Annotated in this window: 19 protein-coding genes; 8 read left to right on the forward strand and 11 right to left on the reverse strand. The window is 60.9% G+C overall.

What is annotated here, in order from left to right; translation table 11 throughout:
- Positions 1-6: 6 nt before the first annotated feature.
- Positions 7-504, forward strand: coding sequence for a hypothetical protein (locus CWE17_RS10960; protein WP_131457497.1), 498 nt, complete (start codon positions 7-9; stop codon positions 502-504).
- Here the strand turns inward: CWE17_RS10960 and lipA are convergent.
- Positions 489-1,397 carry a lipoyl synthase gene (gene lipA, locus CWE17_RS10965; protein ID WP_131457163.1) on the reverse strand — a complete coding sequence of 303 codons (909 nt, stop codon included), beginning with the start codon at positions 1,395-1,397 and terminating at the stop codon, positions 489-491. The two genes, CWE17_RS10960 and lipA, sit on opposite strands and share 16 nt — an antisense overlap.
- Entirely contained in the window at positions 1,394-1,972 is a 579-nt protein-coding gene (recR, locus tag CWE17_RS10970) for a recombination mediator RecR (RefSeq protein WP_185190957.1), read from the reverse strand. Before recR ends, lipA begins: the two co-directional genes overlap by 4 nt.
- 107 nt (positions 1,973-2,079) lie before the next feature.
- Between recR and psbP the strand changes: the two genes are divergently transcribed.
- The 3 genes from psbP (at position 2,080) to CWE17_RS12285 (ending at position 4,199) form a co-directional block, all read left to right on the forward strand.
- Entirely contained in the window at positions 2,080-2,622 is a 543-nt protein-coding gene (gene psbP / locus CWE17_RS10975; protein WP_370318308.1) for a photosystem II reaction center PsbP, read from the forward strand.
- A 76-nt stretch (positions 2,623-2,698) separates the two neighbouring features.
- Positions 2,699-4,021 carry an NHLP bacteriocin system secretion protein gene (locus CWE17_RS10980; RefSeq protein WP_131457169.1) on the forward strand — a complete coding sequence of 441 codons (1,323 nt, stop codon included), beginning with the start codon at positions 2,699-2,701 and terminating at the stop codon, positions 4,019-4,021.
- Positions 4,022-4,028: 7 nt separating this feature from the next.
- Positions 4,029-4,199: a hypothetical protein gene (locus CWE17_RS12285; protein ID WP_164498765.1), complete on the forward strand. Its 171-nt coding sequence runs from the start codon at positions 4,029-4,031 to the stop codon at positions 4,197-4,199.
- Here the strand turns inward: CWE17_RS12285 and CWE17_RS10985 are convergent.
- From CWE17_RS10985 to CWE17_RS10995, 3 genes are read right to left on the reverse strand one after another with little or no spacing between them, the layout of a single operon-like run.
- The gene (locus tag CWE17_RS10985; protein ID WP_131457171.1) at positions 4,185-6,068 is read right to left on the reverse strand and encodes a TolC family protein; all 1,884 of its coding nucleotides are present in this window, start codon (positions 6,066-6,068) and stop codon (positions 4,185-4,187) included. The genes CWE17_RS12285 and CWE17_RS10985 overlap by 15 nt on opposite strands.
- Positions 6,065-7,192, reverse strand: coding sequence for an FUSC family protein (locus CWE17_RS10990; RefSeq protein ID WP_131457173.1), 1,128 nt, complete (start codon positions 7,190-7,192; stop codon positions 6,065-6,067). The genes CWE17_RS10985 and CWE17_RS10990 overlap by 4 nt, the downstream gene beginning before the upstream one ends.
- The gene (locus CWE17_RS10995; RefSeq protein ID WP_131457175.1) at positions 7,189-8,154 is read right to left on the reverse strand and encodes an aromatic acid exporter family protein; all 966 of its coding nucleotides are present in this window, start codon (positions 8,152-8,154) and stop codon (positions 7,189-7,191) included. The genes CWE17_RS10990 and CWE17_RS10995 overlap by 4 nt, the downstream gene beginning before the upstream one ends.
- 18 nt (positions 8,155-8,172) lie before the next feature.
- Here CWE17_RS10995 and CWE17_RS11000 point away from each other — a divergent pair, with 18 nt between their 5' ends.
- A complete protein-coding gene (locus CWE17_RS11000) occupies positions 8,173-8,649 on the forward strand; it encodes an MgtC/SapB family protein (RefSeq protein WP_131457177.1) in 477 nt (158 codons plus the stop codon).
- Here the strand turns inward: CWE17_RS11000 and CWE17_RS11005 are convergent.
- The 3 genes from CWE17_RS11005 to CWE17_RS11015 all read right to left on the reverse strand — a co-directional run bounded on the left by CWE17_RS11005 (position 8,631) and on the right by CWE17_RS11015 (position 13,546).
- The gene (locus CWE17_RS11005) at positions 8,631-9,548 is read right to left on the reverse strand and encodes an LCP family protein (RefSeq protein ID WP_131457179.1); all 918 of its coding nucleotides are present in this window, start codon (positions 9,546-9,548) and stop codon (positions 8,631-8,633) included. The two genes, CWE17_RS11000 and CWE17_RS11005, sit on opposite strands and share 19 nt — an antisense overlap.
- Positions 9,549-9,614: 66 nt before the next feature.
- Positions 9,615-11,756 (reverse strand): cation:proton antiporter, encoded by a 2,142-nt coding sequence (locus tag CWE17_RS11010; protein WP_131457181.1) that lies wholly within the window; start codon positions 11,754-11,756, stop codon positions 9,615-9,617.
- The gene (locus tag CWE17_RS11015; RefSeq protein WP_131457183.1) at positions 11,756-13,546 is read right to left on the reverse strand and encodes an ABC transporter ATP-binding protein; all 1,791 of its coding nucleotides are present in this window, start codon (positions 13,544-13,546) and stop codon (positions 11,756-11,758) included. Before CWE17_RS11015 ends, CWE17_RS11010 begins: the two co-directional genes overlap by 1 nt.
- Positions 13,547-13,657: 111 nt before the next feature.
- Here CWE17_RS11015 and CWE17_RS11020 point away from each other — a divergent pair, with 111 nt between their 5' ends.
- Positions 13,658-14,509, forward strand: a complete 852-nt coding sequence (locus tag CWE17_RS11020; RefSeq protein WP_131457185.1) for an oxaloacetate decarboxylase — start codon at positions 13,658-13,660, stop codon at positions 14,507-14,509.
- 89 nt (positions 14,510-14,598) lie between these two features.
- A complete protein-coding gene (locus tag CWE17_RS11025) occupies positions 14,599-14,802 on the forward strand; it encodes a hypothetical protein (protein ID WP_131457187.1) in 204 nt (67 codons plus the stop codon).
- A 103-nt stretch (positions 14,803-14,905) separates the two neighbouring features.
- Here CWE17_RS11025 and CWE17_RS11030 read toward each other — a convergent pair whose 3' ends face one another.
- Positions 14,906-15,271, reverse strand: a complete 366-nt coding sequence (locus CWE17_RS11030; RefSeq protein WP_131457189.1) for an RNA-binding protein — start codon at positions 15,269-15,271, stop codon at positions 14,906-14,908.
- Between the two features lie 252 nt (positions 15,272-15,523).
- On the opposite strand from CWE17_RS11030, the gene CWE17_RS11035 reads away from it, so the two are divergent.
- A complete protein-coding gene (locus CWE17_RS11035) occupies positions 15,524-15,706 on the forward strand; it encodes a hypothetical protein (protein WP_131457191.1) in 183 nt (60 codons plus the stop codon).
- A gap of 34 nt (positions 15,707-15,740) precedes the next feature.
- Here CWE17_RS11035 and CWE17_RS11040 read toward each other — a convergent pair whose 3' ends face one another.
- Positions 15,741-15,959, reverse strand: coding sequence for a hypothetical protein (locus CWE17_RS11040; protein ID WP_370318309.1), 219 nt, complete (start codon positions 15,957-15,959; stop codon positions 15,741-15,743).
- Positions 15,960-16,028: 69 nt separating this feature from the next.
- Positions 16,029-17,897, reverse strand: coding sequence for a DEAD/DEAH box helicase (locus tag CWE17_RS11045; protein ID WP_131457195.1), 1,869 nt, complete (start codon positions 17,895-17,897; stop codon positions 16,029-16,031).
- Between the last annotated feature and the right edge of the window lie 35 nt (positions 17,898-17,932).

Genomic DNA, 17,932 nt, shown 5'->3' on the forward strand with positions numbered 1-17,932 from the left:
GAACCGATGCTGAATCAGTTGGAGCTTGAGTCCCGTCAAAGGGACCTGCTGCTGCGTTTGCAGGTGAGACGTCCCCTGGGCTTGTGGAGTTTGCGGCTGGTGGTGGCCAGGCCCTTAGGGGAGCAGCGACTTCAGCTGTTCGGTGAACTGAAGGGGTGGGCCTATGGGGCGTCTTCGGGTCTTCAGCTCGACACGATGCGAGTGAGTCCTGATGCCCCTTTAGGCACCGGGGATCTGATCTGGGCTGCCGTCATGGCCTGGGCCCTTGAGACCACCCCCTGTCGTCGGGCACGTCTGCTGGCGATCCGAGATGACGAGCGACAACATCGACGCTTGGTGCGTTATTTCCAGAGCCGCGGATTTCGTACGGCCCGAGAGTTGAATGCAGCGGCCTGGGATCTGCCGTTGCGCATGGTCTGGGGTGGTGCCGGCGCTCTGATGGTGGGTGACTGCGAGGAGGTGCAGAGGCGAGCGATCCGTCGGTGGCGTCAGTCGGCGGCGTGATAACTGCTGCGCACGAGGGGGCCACTGCGAACCTGGCGAAAGCCCATCGCCTTAGCGATCACGGCCAGCTCTTCGAACTCTGATGGTTGCCAGTAACGCTCCACTGGCATGTGGGCCAGGGATGGTCGCAAATACTGCCCGAGGGTCAGTCGCTGACAGTCGACGCTGCGCAGATCCTCCAGAGTTGCGATGACTTCCGCGCGGTCTTCCCCCAGGCCGAGCATCAGACCGCTTTTGGTTGGAATCTCAGGTGCTTGCTCGCGGGCCGCGGCAAGGAGACCCAGCGAGCGGGTGTACGTGGCTCCCCGCCGAACCTCCCCTTGAAGTCGCTCCACCGTTTCCAGGTTGTGGTTGAAACAGACCGGTGATGCAGCCAGAACGGTGTGCAGTCGCTCACGCTGGGCTCTCAGCCCCTCCTCTTCGTTCCGGTGGCCCCCCCAGAAATCGGGAGTGAGGACCTCGATGGCGATCAGAGGGTTGCGCTGACGGATCGCAGCCATGGTTGCCGTGAACAGGCTGGCACCGTGATCGTTGAGGTCGTCGCGGGCGACGGCTGTGAGCACCACGTAGCGCAGCCCCATCTGCTCGACCGCATCCGCGACCCGTTCGGCTTCGCCGGCATCGACCGGCATGGGGGCACGCCCCTTCTCCACCTGACAGAAGGCACAGCTTCGGGTGCAGATCGCCCCACCCAGCAGAAAGGTGGCCGTACCAGCTGCGTAGCACTCGGCACGGTTCGGGCAACGCCCCTCCTCGCAGATCGTGTGCAGTGCTCCCTGCTTCACCACACCCTGTACGGCTTCCAGGGCGCTGACATTGCCCACTGGCCTTCGAAGCCATTGGGGGAGCCGCTGCTGGGGCCGAATGCTGCTGTAACGGGTGGTTTTGCTCACACCACTTCTCGACGGCCTTCCAGAGCCCGGCTGAGGGTCACATCATCGGCGTATTCCAGTTCGCTCCCAACCGGCAGGCCGTAGGCGATGCGGCTGACCAGAGTGAAGGGTCGTAGTAAGCGGGCCAGATAGAGGCTTGTGGTGTCCCCCTCCACGCTTGGTGTGAGGGCGAGGATGACCTCGCGAATCGCTTCGTTTTCCACCCGCTGCACCAGGCTGCTCACCTGAAGCATCTCCGGCCCGATCCCGTCCATGGGTGAGATCAAGCCGCCCAACACGTGATAGCGGCCCGCGTATTCCCTGGTGCGCTCCAGGGCGAGCAGGTCTCGAGAGTCGGCGACGACGCAGAGGAGACCTGTGCTGCGTTCTGGGTTGCGGCAGATTTCGCAGCTTGTGTCGGCGCTGAGATGAAAGCAGGTCTGGCACTGGCCGACCTGGCTCCGGGCCGCGAGCAGGGCTTCGGCAAAGCTTTGAATCTGCTCCTCCGGTTGGCGCAGCAGATGCAGGGCCAGGCGCTGGGCGGTGCGGGGACCGATCCCGGGCAGCCGCTCGAACTGATCGATCAACCGGGCCAGCGGTCGGGTAAAGCCGCTCAGGGGTCTGCCGCAAGTGCCAGGAATCTAGGCACGCTGCCCAGAGGCAGAATGTCTCCAGCTGAGCTGTTCCCGTTGTGCGCTTGAACTTGTCCAAGACCTGGCGTGCCCTCCTGGCGGTTCTCTGTGCACTGACGCTGACCGCTTGTTCTGGATCCACCGCTGGTCTTAATTCCTTTCAGAGCCCAGATGGTCGTTATGCCTTTCTCTATCCCACGGGCTGGACGCGGGTCTCGGTCAGCAACGGTCCCCAGGTGGTCTTTCACGACCTCATTAACAGCGATGAGACTGTCAGCCTGGTGGTGTCGGAAGTGGATGGAGACGACGATCTCTCGCAGTTGGGCAGCGCCGTGGCCGTCGGAGAGCGTCTGCGTCGGGATGTGATTGCACCAGAGGGAAGTGGCCGTGAAGCTGATCTGGTGGAGGCTCGGGAACGGGACGCCTCCGGCCGCACCTTTTACGACCTTGAGTTCGCGGTTCATCTTGCTGATCGGGATCGTCACGAACTCGCCACCGTTGTGGTGGATCGTGGCCGGCTCTACACCCTGGCCACCAGTACCAACGAAGAACGCTGGCCCAAGGTTCAGAACCTCTTCGAACGGGTGATCAGCTCCTTCACGTTGCTGATCTGAATCCACTCGAGGCCGTTGTCAGTAACTGTCCTCTGAAGCACGGTCTCACCCTTTGAATGCCGCCAAGCTGGAAGGCATGACAAGCACGTCGCGGGTTGAGCGTTTAAGGGGCCGTTGGAACGGCCTTTCAGACCACCAGCAGGTGGGAGCCTCCTTGTTGGCTGTAGGTGGTCTCTTCTCTGCCTGGCTGGTGTTCTGGCCGGTCCCCACGCAAGTCAAGGGACAGGGAGTTCTTATCTATCCAGATAACGCCGGTGTGCTGAATGCCCGTGCCAGCGGCCAAGTGTTGGATGTCAATGTTCAAGTGGGTGACAAGGTGCGTCAGGGTCAGGTGTTGATGACCCTTTACCTGCCGGTTCTGGAGCGTCAGCTCGAGCAGCAGCGAGGCAACCTTGCTCAGCTGATGCGTCAGAACAGGGAGCTCAATCAGCGCGATGCCTTGAGGATTGGAACGGCTCGCACTGCTCTCGACACCACCCTGGCCAAACTCGCTGATGATCAGATTCGGCTGCGTCAGTTGCAGGCCACCTATGGCAGCAAGGTGGAGAACCTCAATTGGCTCGCTAAGCGCGCCGTTGTTGCGCCGCTCTCCTCTGCGGTGGTGTCTGCCGAACAGGGGCTCACCAGCACCAGCGTGCAGCTCGACGACATCAAGATCCAGCGCAAAGAGGCGGTCACGGGTTTCCAGCAGATCAAGCTGACGATCGAAACCGAACAGTTGAATCGCAATTACCAGATCGACGATCTCAAGCGTCAGATCAAGGTGACTGAGGCTCAGATCGCCTACGACGGCACGATTACGGCAGAGCGCACCGGAACTGTGCTCGATCTTCAAGTGATTCCCGGACAAACCATCAAGGCCAAAGATCGGTTGGGCACGATCGGTCGCTCCTCAACCCCTGCCCAAGCTCAGAAAAAAGATGGTGGCGGTCTGATCGCTGTCGCCTACTTTCCCCCCGCCGATGCCCGCAGGTTGCCACTCGGTCTGCCGGTGGAGGTGGTTCCCCTCTGGAACCAGCGCGGTCGCTTTGGTGGCATTGAGGGCAAGGTGCGCAGCGTGCTCACCCTGCCAGCGACTCCTGAAGACATCACCACCACGGTGGGGAACACCCAACTGGCCGAAGCGCTGGTGAAAGAGGGGCCGGTGATGCGAGCTGAGATCAGTCTTGATCGTGACCCCCGCGCTGATGACGGCTATCGCTGGACGCTCTCCCAGGGCAGTGGTGTGTTCCCAATCCGCGATGGCTTGACCGTCGAAACCTTTGCCTACGTGGAATGGCGCTCACCGATCACTTACATCCTGCCTGGCGTGCGCTCTCTCACCGGTGGCTATCGCTCACTGCGCATTGACAGACTCTGGGATCTGCCCTTCCTCCGGCAACCCGGCACCCCTCGCTGATCCTCTGATGTCCCTTCGCCCGCTGCTTCGCCAGGAACTGCCCTGGTTGATTGCTGAAATCGTTCTTCTGATCGTGTTGATGAATGCCAATCCGCCGGAGCTTTGGTTCTGGCTTGTGGTGTTTCTTGTGGTGTTCGGCTACCGGATCGAGCGCTGGTGGTCTTCAAGGACGCTGTGAGGTGTCGAGGGTCAGTTGCGTCGGCACCGCCAGGGTGGGATCGCTGGGCATCGGTAGCAGCTCGCGCAGGAGGCGGGCGTAGGTGGTGTTCACGTCCACGGTGGCGAACAGACGCCGCACCAGAGCGTTCACCAATCGCTCCTGGGTGACGGAAAGGTCCACTTCGTTGGCCAGGCCGGTCTGGTAGCGAAGCTTGGTGTCGCGGAAGGCCTCCTTGCTGGCCCCCACTCCGCGGCGAGCGGACACAAGTTTGGCCAGGCTGGCTTCGTGGTTCAGGAAGGCCTGCTCCAAGCGCAGACGAATGGTGTTGCGGGTGTTCGCATACCGTTGGGCCTCCGCTTGTTCTCGAAGGGCGAGAGCCCTCATGCTGTTGCTGGTCGTGCCTGCATCGAAGATCAACCAGTTGAAGGCGAGTCCAACGGACCATTCATAGCCGCTGACTTGTTCGAGGGGCAGGAAGGTGGCACCACAGCAGCCTCCGCCAATGACTGTGAAATTGAACAGTCGTTCCACGGATCCGAGACCGCCGGCGGCGGCGAATAGGCTCAGCTTCGGTAGCAGCTGTGCGGCTGTGGCGTCCTGGCGGAGGGCGAGGGCCCGCCGGGTCGCGAGAATCGCCTCCAGTTCTGGGTTGTTGTCGTAAGCCGCCAGCAGGGTTTGCTCCAGATTCATTGGCCAGGCAGGTTGGAGGCTGATCGGATCAGCAGCGCTGGGGGTCACTGATGCGGGCAGGTTCAGCACACTCCAGAGACGACGGCGGGCGACAGCCCGGTCTGCCATGGCCTGAATCAGATCCTCCTGATCAGCGGATAAAACGGCACTGCGGCGGAGAAGATCCACGCGGGGCACCAGGCCTGCCCGTTTGAGATCGAGAACGTCTTCAAGCACCACCAGATCGGTGCGCACCACGGCATCGCGGATCCGCACCAGCTGCTCAGTGCGTTGGAGGTCGTAGTAGGCCTCACTCACCGCCAGTTGCAGGGCCCGCAGGTCATTGGCGTAGGCCTTCTCCTGCTGCTCGAGCACGGCCTGGGCTGCCCGCACTCTTGGGGTGCGGGCGAAGTCGATCACCGCGTACTCGAGTTGCAGCCCTGCGTCGGCGGAGACGCCGTTGGCAACAGCACCGAGTCCGCCACCGGCCGGTACGTAAAAGGGGCCTGGGGAATCGCCGCTCACTGTTGAGCCGTTTTCGGTGAGGGCGACATTTGGAAATTGGCCCTGGGCGTTGAACGACGGTCCGAACCCGTAGCTGTTGTTTGCGTAGGGCGAATAGGTGGTGGTGCCGCTCTGAAATCCTTCGACGTTGGCGAAGACGCTGATCGTTGGCCAGTAACTGCCGGCAGCGGCAGCCACGATCGCTGCTTGGGCCGCGATCTGATCCCGTTGCAGCTGCAGGTTGGGGTTGTTGCGAAAGGCGATCGCAATCGCCTCCTTCAGGCTCACCGCCTTGATGGGATTGCTTTTGGCTTCGCCCTTGGGGAGGCCCAAAGGCGGATCGGGCAAAGCATCGCTTGGAGTGAGCGGGCCGGAGGCCGGCGCATTGGCATCGAGCAGATTTGCGGGAAGCTTCGGCGCCTCAAGGTCATCACTGCTCTGCAGGGCAGGGGCGGGACCCAGCATGGAATCCAGGTCCTCCATCTGGCGGTTGAGCTGATTCCAGCTCCGCTCCAGTTGGCGCGTGCTGCCGCCGGTGTTCAGAGGTGGCACCGCATCTGCCCGTGGCTGCACCGGTTGGGCAACGGCCGGGGTCGCAGCCGAGATCAGAGCCAGGCATGGCAGCAGCCCGAAGGGACGGAAGGAAGACTGCAGCACAGGTCCTGTGCGGGTCGGCGCGGAAGGCTTGACTCTGGCGATCTTGGACCTGCTCATCGCTTCTCAAGGACAGGTGTCGATCCGGCCAGCCCAGGGATGGCGTCTTTCGTGACCATGGCCATATGTCCGAGTAGGGACGCGCGCAGGACGATCTGACGCAGGCGTTGCTCACTCACCAACCCCTCGCTGCTTTCTGTGGCGTGCTCCAGGACGGTCCGCAGTTGATGGACTTCACCAAGTTGGGTGTTCAATGCGTTCTGCAGAGCTCTGATCGGTAGCTCAAGGCGGTCGAGCAGCGACGGGCGCCGCAGCTCCTCCGAAAGCTGGCTCAACATTGCGATCTGATTGTCGAGAACTCGGGCCTCCTGTTCGTGCAGCTCTCGCACGGCTCGTGGGGACTGCACAGGGGCTGGAAGTCCACGGAAGCCATCGTGAACGCTGACGAGTTGTGAGGCGAACAGGTCCAGCTGGCTCCAGAGCTGATGGAGCGGATGATTTTCCGGGTTACCGCCCAACTCCACTTGCGCTGCCTGGCGCTGCTGACGCAGGCCATTCAGTTGATTGAGCATCAGGGTGCGGCGCGAACGTCGCTCCTCGATGGGTAAGCGTCGCGGGTTGTCTTGCCTGAGCACATCGGCATCGAGGCTCAATTCACTTGAGAAGGTGTCGAACAGGTCGGCGAATTGCCGATGCAACGCTGGGATGGCGCGACTGGGCCAGACCCAGCGTGCGGCCCAGAGCGACACCACGATCCCCACAGCCGTCCAGCCGAGTCGGAGTGCGCCCCAACTGCTCTCCACATCGTTGTGAACCAGCCAACCCATCACGATGATGTTGCCGCCGACCTTGTAGCCCACCTTGAGTCCGAGAGCTCCGCCCAGGAGTCGTGTGGTGCCTAAGGCCAGTCCTAGGCCAAGGGCGAGTGGGAGATCGAGGCAGCGGGAGAAGATCAGAAGCAGCAAGACCCCCATGAGGGAGCCCATCAGGCGTTGAATGCCCAGCTTCATGGAGCTGCCATAGCTGCCGCTGAGCACGGCGGCCGTGGTCATCGGCAGGTAGTAACCAAATGGGATTGGGCTGAGTAGGCCAAATCCGGCGCTCAAGCCTGTGACCAGGGCGAGTCGTAGATCGGATCGAAGCAGCCAGGGTTGTTGCTTCACTGGTCGAGCGGCGTTGCTCATGACGTCACCACCGCATTGAGCGTTTGCTGGCTCTTGATCAGACGACGGAAGCGTGTGACCTCTTCCTCTAGGGCAATGCGTTGTGGAAGTGATGGCAGTGCGCTGCTATCGGCGATGGTTAGGCGCTGCCAGCGGATCGGGCTGCTCAGGTCGAGGTGGCTTCCGAGTTCTCGCAGCACCACCGTGCCTTCCTCGGGGTGTAGGCGTTCCAGCAGCCTTTCCACCAGGAGCCAACGCACCTGCTGGCAGCGCCAGAGGCTCATGCGCTGGCGCCAGCGTTGGCGACGCAGGCGCAGAACCTGGCGTGCACCAAGGCTTTCTTCAACATTGATCAGCCGCTGCAGTTCCAGCAGCATGGTTGTGATGGAGTCCGGCTTGATTGCGTCTGGTTTCGGTCCATGTCCCTGCAGGGCTGCGCTGTGCAGCTGGAGACGCCGCAGCAGGATGGCTCTGAGCTGGTCATCCAGCTCCTGCATGCGGGCGATGCGGTTCTTAGGCCAGAACAGCCGGCCCATCAGTAGGGCCACCGCGATGCCAACCACAGTGTCAACGCTGCGGTTGAACACGTACTGCCAGTTCAGGAGCGAGTAGCCGGGAATCGCCAGAAACATCAGGGTGATGGTGCAGGCGGTGCCCAGGCCGCTGGTCCAGCCCAGTCGCCTCAGCAGGGGAATGGTGATCAACAAACTCACCAGGATGCCGATCCAGCCCGACAGGATTGTGTGAACAACAAACGTCACCAGTCCACCCGTCATCGTGCCGAGGATGCGACCTCTTGCGGCCCGCAGGCTGTTGTCGTCCTGGTCGTCGACCACAAAGATCACGGCGATCAGGGGATACCAGAGAAAGGTGATCCGCTGAAAATGCTGGGCGATCGCGCAGGTGATCAGCACACTCAGCCCAAGTCGCAGGCTCTGTCGCAGCAGATTGCCGTTCACGCCAAGGAAGCTGATCGCTGCCATTGTGCGGGGAACCCGTCGATGCGGCTCGTGTTTCCGTCCGATTTGCTAACGACCACAGAGCTGGATCTCGATGTGCTCTGGCGGATGGGTCTGTCGGTGGTTTGCGGAGTTGCCGTTGGTTTCAACCGTTCCCATTCTGGGCGGCACCACCCCCACCGAATGCGTGTGCATGTGCTGGTGGGGTTAAGTGCCTGTCTACTGGTGCTGGCCGCCGGTGCTGAAGTTGACAGCCGCAGTCGAGCCATTCAGGGGGTCGCCACCGGAGTCGGCTTCCTCGGGGCTGGTGAAATTCTCCAAGAGCCAAGCTCGCGCAAACGCGGAGAACCTGCCCAGGTGCGCGGTCTAACCAGCGCCGCTTCGATTTGGTTTACCGCCGCCCTTGGAGTGACCGTGGCCACCTCGCGTCCTTCGGTAGCTGCAATCGCGTTGATTCTCGCGTTGGTCGTGCTCACCTTTGCAGGCCGCAACGGACGTGATCAGAACAACACCCGATAGCGCCAGCTGCTGGCTTCGCTGGCTTCTGCTCCCCCCTTCTTTTTGCTGGGCCACTCGGTGTTGAGATAGCTGATGCCATCGCGATCGAAGGGTGTGGCTTTCAACCGTTCGGTTTCGAGGTTGGTGGTGCCCATGGCGGTGATCAGGCCACCAAGTTCCATGGGACCGAGATCCGTCTTGAGATTGCGACCGGCGGCGGTGATCAGTGCGGGCAAACGCACCAGATTCTCTGGCCGCTTCAGAGAGGCAAACAGACTTCTGAGCACCATCTGCTGACGCTTCAGTCGACCAAAATCACCTTCCCCGTCATGGCGCCAGCGCAGGAAGCCCTCGAGATCCCTTCCCTTGAGCAGCTGAGGCCCTGGTTGGAGATCAATGAACAGCCCTTGAGAGCGGTCTTGGTAGTAGAGACGTTTGGGCACATCCACCATCACGCCCCCTACAAGGTCGCCCATGGTGCGGATGCCTTCCAGGTTCACAAGGATGTGATGTTGGATCGGGCGGCCCATCAGCCTGCTGAGTTCCTGCTGCACAGCTTCCGGCCCTCCTCGTGCATAAAGGGCGTTCACTTTCATCGGCCCGAAGCTTCTCGAGTCGATGTAGCTATCGCGGGGAATCTGGGTGATCTTGGTTTCGCCATTCTCGACTCGAATGGTGAAGATCGCATCGGTGTTGCCGCCACCGGCATCCATGCCGAGCACCACAACTTCCCGATCTCCGAATCCTGTCCAAGCGGAGAAGGGATTGCTTATAGGGAGGATCGAGCCCCCTGTCTCGATGTCATTAGGGTTGAGTGATCGGCTCAGCGGAACCGAAATCAAGAGACCTCCCCCAAGCCCAATCGCCATGGCGATCAATAACGATCGTGGCTGGCTGGGATGAGGGAGAGGGCTGGTCATTGGCAGATCTTAGGGCGCCCTTTGCGTTCTCTTAAGGATTGCTGCTGTCTTCGTGGGGTGACGCAATCAGAGCAGCGGCTCGCTGATGACCAGCGTGGGGCACTTGAGTTGGCGGATCAGGCTGCTGGTTCGGTCGCTCGCGGGGATCGGCAGTCCGGCGACGCGACGACGCTGGGAGCGCAGGATCACGAGGTCGTGGTGCCGACTTGAACGCTGGATGGTCTGGTCAATTCCTGGGCCAGGGACAAGATCAATGCGAATCCGCTCTTCTGACTCACCTGGAGGCTGCCAGCGACGGAGCTCGCGCTCAATCCATTGGCGATCGTGGCGGCTAAAGCGAGGGTCAACGATGTGCAGGAGTGTGATCACTCCAGAGCTCCCTTCGGCGCTCGCCAGCAGGCGTTGAGCGAGTTCGAACTGCTCCCGTGCGCTGGCGGAGAGGTCTTTGATCGGCACCAGGATCCGTTGAAGATCATCGACGCCCTGCCCGGCCAGATTCACAACCACCACAGGGCAGTGAGCTGTGCGGCAGACGCCATCAACCAGATCTCCGAATAACCAGTTGCGGAGCTTGTCGGGTTGGCCTGTGCCGATCAGAAGGAGATCCGCTCCCTGTTCCAAGGCACTTCTGCTCATGCCGCCGGCGATGTCTTCGTCAAGCCTCAGCAGGCAGCGAGTGGGCACCTTCAGGTCCTCTCCGATCGAGGCGGCCTCGTTCAGGCGATCTCTGGCGGCAGCAACAGCCCGATTGAGACTTCCGCGTGCCTCCTCCAGGCTCGGGCAAACCAGAGCCATCGGCAGAAGCTGGCCCGGAGCGCTTGAGCCCCCATTCAGAAGACGGGACGCCATGCTCAGGAGCCCATATTCGGTGGCGGGATTCGCCACGGGAACCACGATTTTCAAGGGGCGGCTGACCACTGGCAGCGCGAAATCGGCCGCTTCTGGATTCGATCGGTTCCGCTCGTCTGACGTGTTGGTTGATGATGTTTTGATGCTGTCTTCGGGTTCAACCAGCTGGGTGACCGAGCGGGCTGTCAATGCCGGCCCAAGAGATGCCGTGACGACCATCATGGCGAGAACGCCATTGAGAACTGACGCATTCAGAAGGCCTGCCTCATAGCCAACGAAAGCCGCGGCAAGAGTGGCGGCGACCTGTGGCATGGCTAAGGACCACATCATGACCATCTGGTTGCCGTTGTAGCCAAAGCCTCGACCGGCAATGACGCTGACGAGGCCCTTGCAGGCAATCACTCCAACCACCATGAGAGCTGTTAATTCAATGCTGCTAAAACTGCTTCGCAGGCTGTTGAAATCAATGAGTAATCCAAGGTGAATGAAGAAGATCGGGATGAATAAAGCCCCGCCAACAAAAATGACTTGTTGTTTTGCTTTTCCTTCTGGAAGGACAGAGTTGATGGCAAGGCCGGCAAGGAATGCACCTGCAATCTTTTCGACGCCAGCGAGTTCGGCGCCAAGGGAAGCAATGAAAAGGGTGAGCAGGACGGCGAGAAATATTCTGTTTTCGTCGTTGATGCTCTGTTTGAAAATTTTGCCTCCAATCGTTCGGATGCTGAAGACGACGATGACCGCGAAGAGGCTGACGCTGGCAATCAGTGAGGCGAGGTTTGTGGCTGAGAATGAACCCTTGCCAAGTCCCATCGCGATTGCCAGGACCAATAGAGATGCGATGTCAGTGAGGATTGTGCTTCCAATGCTGACAATGACTGACTCATCGCGCTGTGCGCCATAGCTGCGAATGATTGGGTAGCCTAGGGGGGTATGAGTGGCGATTAAGGTTCCTATTAAAATGGAGGGAACCATCGGAAAGTTGAATAAAAGGCCAATGGAAATACCTGTGGCCATGCCAAATAGGAAGTGGAGAACTCCCAGCGTTAATGAGCGACTTTTGACTCGATTGAACTCGTCAAGATCAATCTCTAACCCGACAATGAAGAGGAGGTAGATGGCGCCAATGTCGGAAAAGAGGGTGATCGTTTCGCCATTGGGCTGCAGCCAATTCAGGGCATTGGGGCCAACAAGCATCCCGGCAATCAGGAGGCCGACCAGATCAGGCAGGCCTGTTTTCCGGAAGATCGGTGGCACAAGCATGGCGATCGCCACCAGCAGGGCAAAGATGCCGAGGGGGTGATGCGTCAGATGGGCGATGGATGCGCCTGATGGCGCTGCTGCAGCGAGCAAGGCGTTCATCAGAGGCGGAGAGCTTCGTCGGGTCGCAGGCCTGCCTGGACGCGCCAGAGATCGGCATAGGCCCCGCCTCTCTGCAGCAGGTCCTCATGGTTGCCCTGCTGAGCGATGCGTCCATGGTCCATCACCACGATCCGATCCGCATGCCGCACGGTGCTGAGGCGGTGAGCAATCACCAGTGTGGTGCGGTTGGCGGTGATCTGCATCAGCGACCGCTGGATCGCCGCTTCCGTTTCGTTATCGACAGCAGCGGTGGCTTCATCGAGGACAAGGATTGGAGCGTCCTTCAAAATCGCCCGCGCGAGTGCGATGCGTTGGCGTTGGCCTCCGGAGAGGCGTTGACCTCGCTCCCCGACCACTGTGTCGTATCCCAGGGGTAGGGCTTGGATGAAGTGATGCGCTTCTGCCAGTTCGGCAGCCTGTTGCACCTGGGCTTGGCTCGCTCCTTCGGCGCCGTAGGCGATGTTCGCGGCCACGCTGCCGTGAAAGAGATACACGTCCTGGCTGACGAGAGCGATGCATCGTCGTAGGTCGCCAAGATTCAGTCTGTCGATCGGTTCGCCGTCGAGAAGAATGTGGCCGCTGTTCAGTGGGTAGAGGCGAAGGAGCAGTTTCACCAGGGTGCTTTTGCCCGAACCGGTGGCTCCCACGATGCCGATCGTCTGCCCTGCAGCGATGGAGAGGGAAAAGTCATCCAGCAGGATGGGGCGGTCCTGGTAGTGAAACCCCACGCGCTCGAAGTCCACGCGCCCTTCAATTGTTCGCTTGTGGAGTCGCTGTTGTCCTCCAGTGATGCGAACCGGTGTATCGATCAGATCCAGCACCCGTTGCGTTGAGGCCATGGAGCGCTGATAGTCGTCCAACGTGCGGCCAAGGGTGGTCAGTGGCCAGAGCAATCGCTGTGTGATGAACACCAGGAAGCTGTAGGTGCCGACGGCGATCTCCCCTTTCCAGGCCTGGAGGCCTCCGATCAGCAGGATGGCCAGGAAGGCAAAGAGAATTGCAAATCGAATCAGGGGGATGAAGGCGGCGGACAGACGGATGGCGCGGCCGTTGCTGCGGCGGTAGGCGTCACTGTCTTCTCGGAGCTGCTCGAGCTCCCAGGATTCGGTGGTGAAGCTCTTGATCGTGAGCATGCCACCGAGGTTGTTAGCGAGACGCGAGGCCATGGCACCGGCCCTTTCGCGCACATCGCGGTAGCGGGGGGCGAGACGTTTTTGAAAACGCAGCGAGCCCCAGAGGATGACTGGGATGGGGAGGTACGCGAACAGGGCGACGCCTGGGGCCATCCAGGCCATGGCTCCACCGACCAACACCACGGTGGTGATCAGTTGAAGGATCTCATTGGCCCCGTGATCGAGGAAGCGCTCCAGTTGGTTGATGTCATCGCCGAGAACGGTGAGCAGGCGGCCACTGCTATCTCCTTCAAAGAAGGCCATCTCCAACCTCTGGAGATGGTCGTAGGCCTCCAGGCGCAGGGTGTGTTGTGTGCTCTGCGCGAGATTCCGCCAGAGAACGCCGTAGAGATACTCAAACAGGGATTCGGCACTCCAAACCAGGAATGAGAGGCCGGCCAGCACCCAGAGTTGGCTGGGCACCGTGACCGCACCCAGGCGTGCCAGCCAGGACGTCTGCTGCTGCACGACCACATCCACCGCGAGGCCGATCAGCACCGGTGGGGCCAGATCAAAGAACTTGTTCAGGAGGGAACAGGCTGTGGCCGCCAGCACAAGCCGGCGATGGGGGGCCAGGTGAGCCAGCAGTCGCTGGAGTGGCGCAGCGGTTGAGAGCATGGATCTATTCAAGGCCAGCGACCTCAGCGGCTTGTGCAAGCCTGATGGGATTGCGTGGTGAGTCCAGGCGTGCGTGAAATCTCGACACCCGCTGATTGCTTGCGCTCCTTGATGGAGGAACGTGCCTGTTTGTTGATGCCCTGTTGTTTCGACGCACTCTCTGCGCGTTTAGTGGAGCGGGCTGGCTTCCCGCTCACGTTCATGAGTGGGTTTTCTGTTTCGGCAGCACGGGCCGGATTGCCAGATACGGGTTTGCTGTCCGTGGCGGAGATGTTGGATCAGGGCCGCTCGATCTGCGATGCAGTTCGTATTCCTGTGATCGGTGATGGTGATACCGGCCACGGCAATGCAGCGAATGTGCAGCGGACCATGCACCAGTTCGCCAGGGCCGGTTTTGCAGGGATCATGCTCGAGGACCAGCTGGCGCCAAAGCGCTGTGGGCACACCGGTGTCAAGGAGGTCGTGGGGCGTGAGGAAGCCCTCATGCGCATTCGCTCGGCGGTGGCGGCTCGCGCTGATGGTGCTGACCTGGTGATTGTGGCGCGCACTGATGCCCGCTCAGCCTTGGCGGCAAGCCACGGCGATCGCGCGGCGCTGGATGAGGCTCTCTGGCGTTTAAAGGCCTTTGCCGAACTCGGTGCTGATGTGCTGTTTCTTGAGGCCCCCCGCTCAGAAGCGGAGCTGCGACGGTTCTGTGAAGAGGTGCCGGGGTGGCGGATGGCCAACATGCTGGAGGGAGGCCTCACCCCTTTGCTTCCGCCAGCTGTTCTGGGAGAGATTGGCATTCATCTCGCCGCCTATCCCCTCACCTTGTTGGCCTGTGCGGCAGCAGCCATGAAGGAGGCTCTTGACGACTTGGCGGTGGGACGCACACCCGAGCGCATGATGGATTTTTCGGCCCTGCGCGAGCTGGTGGGCTTCGATGATTACGACGCCCTGCTAGGCGAGTCGACCAATCTCTGACAGGGCGATGCCTGTCAATGTGCTTGATCTGAACAGTGCAAGTTGTTCCGGCTGGGTTAGACCAAAGGAGTCACCACCAGGAGGTGTTCATGACAAGAACCCGAGACTTTCACCGCTTCCAACGCTGGACGGCGAAGCTGCGCCGTCGCAGCTTGAGGAATGTGTTACCTGAACCTCGCGAGGGCGAGCTTCATCCACTCCATTCTGTGAACGACCTGCGTTGTCGGGAATGGCAGCTCGATCAGCTGCACGACTTGATTGAGCTCGATGAACGCGAAGAAGCGGCCTGCTAAGGCATTGGCTTCAAAAGCGAAAGCCCTGGAGCCTGCCGTTTGAGCAGGACTCCAGGGCTTTTTTGTTGAACTCAGCCGCTTGTATGCGGAGGAGCTTGGCTGATCACCAACGGTTGCCGCCGCCGTAACCACCTTCGCCGCCGCCGCCGCCGTAACCACCACGACCGCCGCCGCCGCCGCCGCCGCGGTTGCCGCCGCCGTAACCGCCGCGACCGCCGCCGCCGCCTTCACGGGGGGTGGCTTTGTTGACGCGGATCATGCGACCCATCCACTCCACGTTCTGGAGATCGTCGATCGCTTTCTGTTCGTCGCTGTCGTTGTTCATCTCAACGAAGGCGAAACCGCGCTTGCGGCCGGTTTCGCGGTCGAGGGGAAGGCTGGCGCTCTTCACTTCGCCGTATTGGCCGAAGAGGTCTAGCAGATCCTCCTGTTCCGCTTGGAAGGAGAGATTGCCGATGTAGATGGTCATTCCTGTGGGGACCGATGGACGTTTTGATCAGTGAAGCCGTGGTCCGAAAAGGAAAGTCCTTGATGCTGAAGCCGTGGAGCTGAAGCCTGGGGGAGCGAGCCGATCAGAGCCGAACGCTGAAGCTGATGCCTCTCCAAGCTACAGGGGCGCCTGCAGCTTCTTCACTGGATCGTGAAGGGAAGTGGAAAAGCGGAGCGATTCCACGCCAGATGCCCCATTGTCAGAAGACCCTGACAGGAGGGAGTGGTGGGAGTGTCTTCGATTCGTGCCCTTGGCTGGACCCCTGAGGGGGAATTGTCGACGGTGGACCGACTTGATCTCCTCGCGACTCTCCTGGAGACCAGCATCCCGGAGGTGCGTTATGAGCTCGTTTGTGCGGTCGAAGCTTTGGCTTTGCGCGAGCGTGAGGTGTCCGTTCAGGTCACGGTTTCCTGATCAGAGGGCGTCCTGGGCGACGCCCTGATGCCGATCAGAACTTGTAGCGCTCGGCGGCCTTCTGCTTGCAAATGTCCTGGGCGCTTTGGATCGAAGCCCCTGCGTTCACTTGCTCAAGGAAGCAATTGCAAGTGAAGGTGCCCATGCCGGCAGGAGGTGTCTTTCCGGCATGGCTCATGGCGGCATTGAATCCCGCCAGGCAAAGGCGGTTGATCGTGCTCTCATCTCCAGCCGCATGCCCGTAGGAGGGCATCAGGGCCGAACAGCCAAGGCCCATGGCCGTGGTGAGCAGAAGGGTACGAACCAAAACCATGGCCAGTGTTCAGGCGTTTGGGCGAATCTGAAGCTCCCTGTTCATCACTTTGAGGCGCTTCAGGGAATTAAACACATCCTGAGGCATCCCTTTCGGCAGGTCCACCAAGCTGTGGGATTCGAAAATCTGAATCCGTCCGATCATGCGGCCCTGCAGACCGGACTCATTCGCGATTGCGCCCACAAGGTTGCCGGGTTTCACGCGATCGCGGTGACCCACTTCAACCCGATAGCGCTCCATGTTGTCTTCAGGGGGACGCGCAGGACGATCCTGGCGACGGCGATCTCCGTAACGGTCACCACCATGGCGTTCACCGCCGCGCTCATCGCGTGAACGTTGGCGGTTGGCAGTTTGCAGCCAGCCCTCATCCCCCTGCACCAGAAGGGGTTGATCGCCGAGGGCCAGGGTGAGCGCTGCCAGTGCCAACTGGGAGGGTTCAAGATTGAGTTCTTGCCCCACCCGTTGCAGCAGTTCCTGGAGCAGAGGACCTTCGTCAGCTTGGCGCTCGCTTCCCTCTCCAGTGGCTGCATTGCTCAGCCGTTGCCGGAGCTTGTCGAGTCGCGCCTGGTTGATTTCGGCGTTGCTGGGAATCTGCATCGGCTCGATCGGCTGACCTGTGGCCCGCTCGAGGTTGTTCACGAAGCGCCGCTCCCTCGGCGTCACGAACAAGATGGCCTCACCACTGCGTCCAGCACGGCCGGTGCGCCCGATCCGGTGCACGTAGGCCTCGCTGTCGAAGGGCATGTCGTAGTTGATGACCAGTCCGATCCGATCCACATCCAGGCCTCGGGCTGCCACGTCGGTGGCCACCAGGATGTTCACGGTTCCCTTGCGCAGCCGTTCGACTGTGCGCTCCCTTTGGTTCTGGGGGACATCACCGTTGAGGACGGCAACGTCGTGGCCGGCAGCCTCAAGCGCCTCCGACACCGTCAGAGTGATCGCTTTGGTTCGGGCGAAGATGATGACACCTTCCCCGGTCACAGCTTCGAGCACCCGATTGAGCGCTTCGAGCTTGTGGTTGTTCTGGAGCGTGATCCCTCGCTGACGGATCCGACGCGCTTCCTGATCTTTGGTTTTGATCGTGATCTCGGCTGGTTCACGCAGATAGCGCTTCGAGAGCCTGCGGATCTCAGCTGGCATCGTGGCGGAAAAGAGCACCACCTGACGCTCTTCTGGCAATTGGTCGAGGATCCACTCGACGTCGTCAATGAATCCCATCCGCAGCATTTCGTCGGCTTCATCGAGCACCAAGCTGCGCAAGTTGCTGGTGTCGAGGGTGCCCTGGCGCATGTGATCCATCACCCGACCAGGGGTTCCAACCACGACATCCACGCCCCGTTTGAGGGCATTGATCTGAGAACGGAAATCGGAGCCTCCGTAGATCGCCAGCACGTGGAGTCGGGGATGGCCGGCGGCATAGGCCTTGAAGGAGTCGGCCACCTGCATCGCCAGCTCACGGGTCGGAGCGAGGACCAGTGCCTGGGGTCTGGGCCCTTCGGCCTGCAGGCGCTCGAGGATGGGAAGAGCGAAGGCGGCGGTTTTACCCGTACCGGTTTGGGCCTGCCCCACGAGGTCGCGTCCGAGCATCAGCTCGGGGAAGGCGGCTCGCTGGATGGGAGAGGGCTCCTTGTACCCCTTCGATTCCAGGGTTTGGAGTAACGCTTCGCTGAAGCCAAAGCCTGCGAACCCTGAGGCAGGGCTCTGCTCTGGAACGGTGTCAATTGCTCCTGCGTCTATCACTCCTGCGTCAATCACCGTGGTGAAGATCGCGTCCTCCTGGCCCTCAGCTTTCTGAACCCCATCGGCGGGCGACATCGTGGTGGCACTGAGATCCACCGAGCACGACGAATCAACGTCGTGCGAAACAGTATTGGTCATGTCTGGAAGGCGTTGGCCTGATTGATCCTTCAAAT

Source organism: Synechococcus sp. BS56D (genome assembly GCF_004332405.1).
In the GTDB taxonomy this organism is placed as follows: Bacteria; Cyanobacteriota; Cyanobacteriia; order PCC-6307; family Cyanobiaceae; genus Synechococcus_C.

What these genes read in the sequence shown, in the direction of transcription:
- CWE17_RS10980 (WP_131457169.1), top strand. Translation starts at nt 2,699, where the DNA reads ATGACAAGCACGTCGCGGGTTGAGCGTTTAAGGGGCCGTTGGAACGGC.
- CWE17_RS11040 (WP_370318309.1), bottom strand. Translation starts at nt 15,959, where the DNA reads ATGCCCTCCTACGGGCATGCGGCTGGAGATGAGAGCACGATCAACCGC.
- CWE17_RS11010 (WP_131457181.1), bottom strand. Translation starts at nt 11,756, where the DNA reads ATGAACGCCTTGCTCGCTGCAGCAGCGCCATCAGGCGCATCCATCGCC.
- CWE17_RS11025 (WP_131457187.1), top strand. Translation starts at nt 14,599, where the DNA reads ATGACAAGAACCCGAGACTTTCACCGCTTCCAACGCTGGACGGCGAAG.
- CWE17_RS11020 (WP_131457185.1), top strand. Translation starts at nt 13,658, where the DNA reads ATGGAGGAACGTGCCTGTTTGTTGATGCCCTGTTGTTTCGACGCACTC.
- CWE17_RS10990 (WP_131457173.1), bottom strand. Translation starts at nt 7,192, where the DNA reads ATGAGCAACGCCGCTCGACCAGTGAAGCAACAACCCTGGCTGCTTCGA.
- CWE17_RS10995 (WP_131457175.1), bottom strand. Translation starts at nt 8,154, where the DNA reads ATGGCAGCGATCAGCTTCCTTGGCGTGAACGGCAATCTGCTGCGACAG.
- CWE17_RS11045 (WP_131457195.1), bottom strand. Translation starts at nt 17,897, where the DNA reads ATGACCAATACTGTTTCGCACGACGTTGATTCGTCGTGCTCGGTGGAT.
- CWE17_RS11005 (WP_131457179.1), bottom strand. Translation starts at nt 9,548, where the DNA reads ATGACCAGCCCTCTCCCTCATCCCAGCCAGCCACGATCGTTATTGATC.
- CWE17_RS11030 (WP_131457189.1), bottom strand. Translation starts at nt 15,271, where the DNA reads ATGACCATCTACATCGGCAATCTCTCCTTCCAAGCGGAACAGGAGGAT.
- CWE17_RS12285 (WP_164498765.1), top strand. Translation starts at nt 4,029, where the DNA reads ATGTCCCTTCGCCCGCTGCTTCGCCAGGAACTGCCCTGGTTGATTGCT.
- CWE17_RS11015 (WP_131457183.1), bottom strand. Translation starts at nt 13,546, where the DNA reads ATGCTCTCAACCGCTGCGCCACTCCAGCGACTGCTGGCTCACCTGGCC.
- CWE17_RS11000 (WP_131457177.1), top strand. Translation starts at nt 8,173, where the DNA reads ATGCGGCTCGTGTTTCCGTCCGATTTGCTAACGACCACAGAGCTGGAT.
- CWE17_RS10985 (WP_131457171.1), bottom strand. Translation starts at nt 6,068, where the DNA reads ATGAGCAGGTCCAAGATCGCCAGAGTCAAGCCTTCCGCGCCGACCCGC.
- CWE17_RS10960 (WP_131457497.1), top strand. Translation starts at nt 7, where the DNA reads ATGCTGAATCAGTTGGAGCTTGAGTCCCGTCAAAGGGACCTGCTGCTG.